This window comes from Edaphovirga cremea (assembly GCF_003332275.1).
Classification (GTDB): domain Bacteria; phylum Pseudomonadota; class Gammaproteobacteria; order Enterobacterales; family Enterobacteriaceae; genus Edaphovirga; species Edaphovirga cremea.
Genome location: NZ_QOVA01000051.1, coordinates 1 through 7457, shown reverse-complemented (window position 1 = coordinate 7457; position 7457 = coordinate 1). Strand labels below are relative to the sequence as shown.

At 49.3% G+C, this 7457-nt stretch carries 4 protein-coding genes; 2 read left to right on the top strand and 2 right to left on the bottom strand.

Annotated elements, in window-relative coordinates; translation table 11 throughout:
- Window positions 1-624: 624 nt before the first annotated feature.
- Window positions 625-1371 carry a MipA/OmpV family protein gene (locus tag DRI82_RS23455; RefSeq protein ID WP_114196297.1) on the bottom strand — a complete coding sequence of 249 codons (747 nt, stop codon included), beginning with the start codon at window positions 1369-1371 and terminating at the stop codon, window positions 625-627.
- 558 nt (window positions 1372-1929) lie between these two features.
- Here DRI82_RS23455 and yeaG point away from each other — a divergent pair.
- The gene (yeaG, locus tag DRI82_RS23450; protein WP_114196296.1) at window positions 1930-3864 is read left to right on the top strand and encodes a protein kinase YeaG; all 1935 of its coding nucleotides are present in this window, start codon (window positions 1930-1932) and stop codon (window positions 3862-3864) included.
- Window positions 3865-3914: 50 nt separating this feature from the next.
- Window positions 3915-5192, top strand: a complete 1278-nt coding sequence (locus DRI82_RS23445; protein ID WP_114196295.1) for a YeaH/YhbH family protein — start codon at window positions 3915-3917, stop codon at window positions 5190-5192.
- A 116-nt stretch (window positions 5193-5308) separates the two neighbouring features.
- Here the strand turns inward: DRI82_RS23445 and DRI82_RS23440 are convergent, their stop codons facing one another.
- A complete protein-coding gene (locus DRI82_RS23440) occupies window positions 5309-6589 on the bottom strand; it encodes a DUF445 domain-containing protein (RefSeq protein WP_114196294.1) in 1281 nt (426 codons plus the stop codon).
- Window positions 6590-7457 lie beyond the last annotated feature (868 nt).

Genomic DNA, 7457 nt, shown 5'->3' with positions numbered 1-7457 from the left:
TCAGGGGATTATCGCTCTGTTAAAGTGATAATCAAGATATAAGCAGGGGACAAAAGCGTGTCCCCTGCACCCGCGCTTTCCGCAGCATAAATTGCCCGCGTTGCGGGTCCCCTCGGTTGCCTCACTGGATATGAATTCTCATGGTGGTTGTTTAAAAACAGGCTCGGAGCAGGTTTCGGTTGATATAAGTTTTGTTTTCTACCTGAGCCTCGACGCCTCAACCGACAAAGGAGCGCCATCGCCGGGCCCCTTTGAACCCGGGCTAGGCGCGGAAATATTGCCGGTTTCACCGGTTCCCTCCCACGTCTTCCGGGCTTAACGCACCCGCTGAATCGCTCCCGGCGATGCAGCGCCTCGCGCAGCGTCCCTGCTGCGCGTGCTACCAAAGCTATCTTTTGACGTTCGCGTACATTGAGATGCAAGCTTCCAGTAGAAAGACAAACTTATATCAACCAAATCTACTTTTAAAAACCAGCCTCCTTAGCCTGCTAGAAATAACCAAAATCACCGAAGCTAAAGTCTTCGTAATAACTTAAACCATCTGTATGTTGTAACTAATATACAAATTAAACATCATAAAAAAGGCGGCTAAAGAAGCCGCCCATTTGAACGAAAACAAAATCATCAGAACGTGTAACTCACACCAGTCCACACTACCCCAGTGTATGACTTGTCGACCATCGGGCTGTCTTGAATCTCATCAGCCATATGTACGTAACGGCCCATAAAGAACGCATTCCAGTTGGTGTTAATGGTGTAATTAACCGAAAGCTCTACGTAAGGTTCGAAACTGTCGCTGGGTGAATAACTATCAAATCCGCTGCGGCTCGACTCTGCTGAGCTTACGCCATAGTAGTAGTCATTCTGGTTTGAGCTGTTCCAGGTCACCCCGACGCCTGGCGTCAGCGTCCATTTGTCCAACCGGAAACGATACAAATAAGCTGCATCAGCGATCAGACCGTTGCTGTAGTCCAGCGTGTCGCCAGAAAATGAGGTACGCACAATCCCCCAGTCAGCAAAGTGCGAATAAGTCACCCCTGCCATCAGCGTTGCGCGACGTCTATCAAGGGTTTTCATGCGATCATCATCGCTGTCGCTCGGCTTGAAGTGCAGCGGTAAATAATAAGCGTTAATGCTCAGACGGTTAGCGTCATCTTTCCAGAGATAATAACCCGCCATCAGGCTGCGGAAATAGAAGCTGTCACCCTCGTAATTGATAACTGGAACCGGATAAACCCGATCCTGATTACCTCGATATGGGTCTGGGCTGACTAATGCAGACGCACCTAATGTAAAAGTATTGGCATGTGCAGCTTGAGAAAGCAGCACAGTAGCAGCTACAACGGTCAGTGATTTATGCAGTAGTTTCACGGGTTATACATTCCAGTAATTAACAAAAAGCGTTAATAGTGTATGTGAACAGTAAATTCCATGCTTAAAATTTACATAAAAAAACATTTGGTTGCGAGCTACTTGTATCCATAAGGTGAATCAGTCGTGCCTTTTGGCTCGTTTCATTTCCCCGTCATAAAACTACGCTAGTCTTCCCGTCTCGGCCAAACCTGACAACCGAGCAAGATCCACACGATATTGGGTCATTAAGTGCCCTCTCCCCGTATTCAATGCTGACGGTGCATTTCGATGTCTTGCACAAAAATTTACCAAGTAATAATTTTTATGGAACCGTGGTTTTTTTACATTCTTAATAGTGATATTTAAGAGTATTATCCTAAAATACACGCAATTTAAAGAATTAAACCGCAAAATACCGCTTTTCCGTTGCGGGATCCCCTCCCTTTCGTCCAAAAAGTCAACTTGCTCTTTAAGCGATACCCGTCCATAACAATAAGGTAAGAGTTTCATTATTTTACCCAAAAACAGAAGCTCTTAATTTTTGTTCCCAACCAATCTAACAGGACGGGCATCGCTATGAACATATTTGACCACTATCGCCAGCGCTATGAGGCTGCCAAGGACGAAGAGTTCACACTGCAGGAATTTCTTACCATTTGTCGGCAAGATCGCAGTGCTTATGCTAATGCGGCGGAACGCTTACTCATGGCTATCGGTGAACCGGTTATGATCGACACCGCGCTTGAGTCTCGAATGTCTCGCCTGTTCTCCAACCGCGTCATAGCACGTTATCCGGCGTTTGAAGAGTTTTATGGGATGGAAGAAGCGATTGAACAAATTGTTTCTTACCTAAAACACGCCGCGCAAGGGTTGGAAGAGAAGAAACAGATTCTCTACTTACTGGGGCCCGTCGGTGGCGGTAAATCCTCCCTTGCTGAGCGTCTGAAAGCGCTGATGCAGCGGGTCCCTATCTATGCGTTAAGCGCCAATGGCGAACGCAGCCCGGTCAACGACCATCCTCTTTGCCTGTTCAATCCGCAAGAGGATGCCAATATTCTTGAAAAAGAATACAACATTCCTACCCGCTACCTGGGCACGATTATGTCGCCATGGGCAGCGAAGCGACTGCATGAATTCGGCGGCGATATCACCAAATTCAAAGTCGTAAAAGTTCATCCGTCTATATTGGAGCAGATTGCCATCGCCAAGACCGAACCGGGCGATGAGAACAATCAGGATATCTCGGCGCTGGTGGGTAAAGTCGATATCCGCAAGCTGGAAAATCATGCGCAGAACGACCCTGATGCCTACGGCTATTCAGGTGCATTATGCCGTGCCAACCAGGGGATCATGGAATTTGTAGAGATGTTCAAAGCACCTATCAAAGTGCTGCATCCTCTGCTGACCGCGACCCAGGAAGGAAACTACAACGGTACCGAGGGGATCTCCGCCCTGCCGTTCAATGGCATTATCCTGGCGCACTCCAACGAATCAGAATGGGTGACGTTCAGAAACAACAAGAATAACGAGGCGTTTCTCGACCGCGTCTATATCGTCAAGGTGCCTTATTGCCTGCGCGTGTCAGAAGAGATCAAAATCTACGACAAACTGCTGGATAACAGTGAACTGACCCATGCGCCATGTGCCCCGGGCACGCTGGAAACACTGGCTCGCTTCTCGATTCTTTCGCGTCTGAAAGAACCAGAAAACTCCAGTATGTATTCCAAAATGCGGGTCTATGACGGTGAAAGCCTGAAAGATACCGATCCGAAGGCCAAGTCGTATCAGGAATATCGCGATTACGCCGGGGTTGATGAAGGGATGAACGGTCTCTCTACCCGTTTCGCCTTCAAAATCCTGTCGCGGGTGTTCAACTTTGATCATGCCGAAGTGGCCGCCAACCCGGTGCACCTGTTCTATGTTCTGGAACAGCAGATTGAACGCGAACAATTCCCACAAGATATTGCTGAAAAATATCTGGAACACCTGAAAGGCTATCTGATCCCGAAATACGCCGAATTCATTGGCAAAGAGATTCAGACGGCTTATCTGGAATCCTATTCAGAGTATGGTCAGAACATTTTTGACCGTTACGTGACATACGCTGACTTCTGGATCCAGGATCAGGAATATCGCGACCCAGACACCGGCCAATTGTTTGACCGCGAGTCACTCAATGCCGAGTTGGAAAAAATTGAGAAACCTGCGGGGATCAGTAACCCCAAAGATTTCCGTAATGAGATCGTCAACTTCGTCCTGCGGGCCCGCGCCAACAATAGCGGTCGGAACCCTAACTGGACCAGTTACGAAAAACTGCGCACGGTCATTGAGAAGAAAATGTTCTCAAATACTGAAGAATTACTGCCGGTTATCTCATTCAATGCCAAAACCTCGACCGATGAGCAGAAAAAACACGATGACTTTGTCGACAGAATGATGGAGAAAGGATATACGCGTAAACAAGTTCGTTTGCTTTGTGAATGGTATTTGCGCGTTAGAAAATCGTCGTAAGCAGGATATCGCGATCACGGAGGAGTGTGGCAACGTCGTTTGGGGGAAATATGGGCTACTTTATTGACCGACGGCTGAATGGCAAGAATAAAAGCATGGTTAATCGCCAGCGCTTTTTACGCCGCTATAAGTCGCAGATCAAACAGTCGATTGCCGAGGCCATCAACAAGCGTTCGGTCACCGACGTGGACAGTGGGGAGTCAGTGTCGATTCCCATTGAAGATATCAACGAACCGATGTTTCATCAGGGTCGCGGTGGTCAACGCCACCGCGTTCATCCCGGTAACGACCATTTTGTCCAGAACGATCGCGTCGAACGGCCCCAGGGTGGAGGTGGTGGCGGTGGCGGTGGTCAGGGTGACGCCAGTAAAGATGGCGAGGGTCAGGACGAGTTTGTCTTCCAGATCTCCAAGGATGAATACCTTGATTTGCTGTTCGAGGATCTGGCATTACCGAACCTGAAGAAGAATCAGTACAAGCAGCTTAACGAATACAAAACTCATCGTGCGGGCTACACCTCCAACGGCGTGCCCGCCAATATCAGCGTAGTGCGTTCATTGCAGAACTCACTGGCGCGGCGTACGGCCATGAGCGCCAGCAAACGGCGCGAGTTGAAACTGCTGGAGGAGAATCTTACCGAACTGGAAAACTGCGAACCCGTGCAGCTTCTGGAAGAGGAAAGATTGCGCAAGGAGATTGCCGAACTGCGGCAAAAAATCGCCCGTGTCCCCTTTATCGACACGTTCGATCTGCGCTACAAGAATTACGAACGCAGACCGGAACCTTCCAGCCAGGCGGTGATGTTTTGCCTGATGGACGTTTCTGGCTCCATGGACCAAGCCACCAAGGATATGGCGAAACGCTTTTATATTCTGCTCTATCTGTTCCTGAGCCGAACCTATAAGAACGTTGAGGTGGTGTACATTCGCCACCATACCCAGGCGAAAGAAGTGGATGAGCAGGAGTTTTTCTACTCACAGGAAACCGGCGGGACGATTGTGTCCAGCGCGTTGAAACTGATGGATGACGTTGTCCAGGAACGTTACGATCCGGCGCAGTGGAACATTTACGCGGCGCAGGCCTCAGATGGCGATAACTGGGCAGATGACTCCCCGCTGTGTCACGAATTACTGGCAAACAAGATTCTGCCGATGGTGCGTTACTACAGCTATATCGAGATAACCCGTCGCGCCCATCAAACGTTATGGCGGGAATATGAGGCGTTGCAGGCACGGTATGACAACTTTGCCATGCAACATATCCGTGATCCTGGTGACATCTATCCGGTCTTTCGCGAATTGTTCCACAAACAGACGCAAGAAAATTAAGTTAATTAATATAAATCAGCCAGTTAACCTAAAGTTCTGGCTGATTTTTTTTGCCCTGCGGCAAACCGATAGTCAACCATGTGCTGCACCAGTCCAGCCGAAGGGGTCGCTGGCGACTAAAGAAAAAGTGGCTCAATCCAATGGGGAAGTTGCGAAAGCAAATAGAGAGCCAGACCAATAAACCCGCCCACCAACGTCCCGTTGATGCGAATGAATTGCAGATCTTTACCGATATTTAGCTCAATCTGCCGGGACATATCGCGGGCATCCCAACTTTTTACCGTGTCGCTGATATGCCTCGTCAGGTATTCGGCAAAATCAGGCGCCATTTTCCTCGCCGCCTCTTCCATATGACGGTTGACTGATTCACGCAGATGCACGTCTTGCAGCAAGGTATCGCCAAGCCAACGGCCTGCCGCCGCCATTTTGGAATGCAACACAGACTCTTTGCTTTCAAGATCGTGCCTCAGCCACTCACGCAAGTCATGCCACAGTTGCTTCACATAAGTGTTCAACGCATCGTCATTTTTCAGATAGCTTTTAATTTCTTCCGCTTTTCGTGCCGTGGCCGGATCGTTTTTCAGTTTTTCGATCAACCGCTCCACCGCCCGATCGAAGTTTTGCCGCAATGCATGCCCACGATCGGCGGCAACATCGTCCAGCAGTGTCCCAACGGCTTCTGAGATCGCCTCTGCCCCATTCTCTCCCAACCATTCAGTCGGTAACATTTTGGCTTTCAGTGGGTGCTCACGTTTCACCCAGCTCACGATCTGTCCGGAAATATACAGACGGGTTGACGGTTGATGCAAAAGTTTCAGCACCTGTTTGACCGAAACATCGAGTAATTCCTGATGCCGACCATCACGCGTCATGCTGTCCAGGAGTGTTGCAACTGATTGGGAGATATCGGCTTTATCGATAAATGCATGAATCGCTTTTTTGATAAACGCCTGAATCCGTTGATCGTCCGTTATTCCAAGAAACGCACGGACAATTTTGGTCAGGTAACCGCCAAGTAATTCCGTATTGGCCGGGACATACAGCCAGTGGGCGATGATTTGCGCAGGGTCATGTTTTTTGATCAGCCCGACAATGGAGTCGGGATCGAGGAATTTATCCTGCACGAAGATGGCCAGATTATCGGCGATTTTGGATTTGTTCTTCGGAATAATTTCCGTGTGCGCAGAGATGAAAGGAATGGGAATGCGGCGAAAAAGCGCCACTACGGCAAACCAGTCCGCCAAGGCCCCCACCATCGCCGCTTCCGCTATGGCTTTTAACCCCGACAGCCAAAAATTGCCTGGGAAAAAGAGGGTAAAAACAAACGTCGCAGCGGCGCCACAGAGTAACAACAATGCCGTCCGCTTTACTTTCTTCAGTTCAGATTCTTTGCTCATGAATGCAGCCAAGCTGCTTCCTTAGGCTGAGTCATCATCATTGTCATCGTCCCTGCCTTATGCTTACTGATGTAAATAGTAAGTATGGACGGCAAAATGTCACTTTGATCGAGAATCTTCTTAAAGTTTTTAAACGGGCTCGGGGCAAGTATCGGTTGAGGGAAGCGCGGCCCTGCACCCGTTTGAAAAGCAGGTTCGGAGCAAGTTTCGGTTGATATCAGAGTGATATTTGTGACTTTTAAAAGATAGATTTGTTGGTTAGATGCCTACGCTATGATGTTGTTCTTCTAGTGTGAAGATCTGCATCTAAGCAGGGCCGTAAGCGCGGCCCTGCACCGCGCTTTTCCGCTACACAACTCGCCGGCTGCGCCGGTTCCTTCCCTCATCTCTCCGGCGGACGGGTCGGCTTTAGCCACCAGTCCCTGGCGGCGGACGCCTCTCCGCGCCATCCATGGCGCTTCGCCCCTGCCTGCGTTCTTCGCTCAGCGAGTCATGACGCTCTGGGAAGGTCAACGTCAAAGGCTACTGATAAAAAAATAATGATTAATTGATAAAATCCTGAGGTTTTGATTTTTTGCTTATGATCCTTTCTTTTGATTATTTCTTTTGTCTTTGACTTTCCCCCGAGCATCATGAATTGCTGAGGGCGGAATGCAGGCAGGGATGAGCCGCCAGGACGGCGGCGAAAGGCGTCCGGCTACAGGGACCTGTAGCCTAAAGCCGACCCGTCCGCCGGAATGACAACCGAGGGCACCCGCAACGCGGGCAATTTATGCTGCGGAAAGCGCGGGTGCAGGGGACACGCTTTTGTCCCCTGCTTATATCTTGATTATCACTTTAACAGAGCGATAATCCCCTGACTGATCAT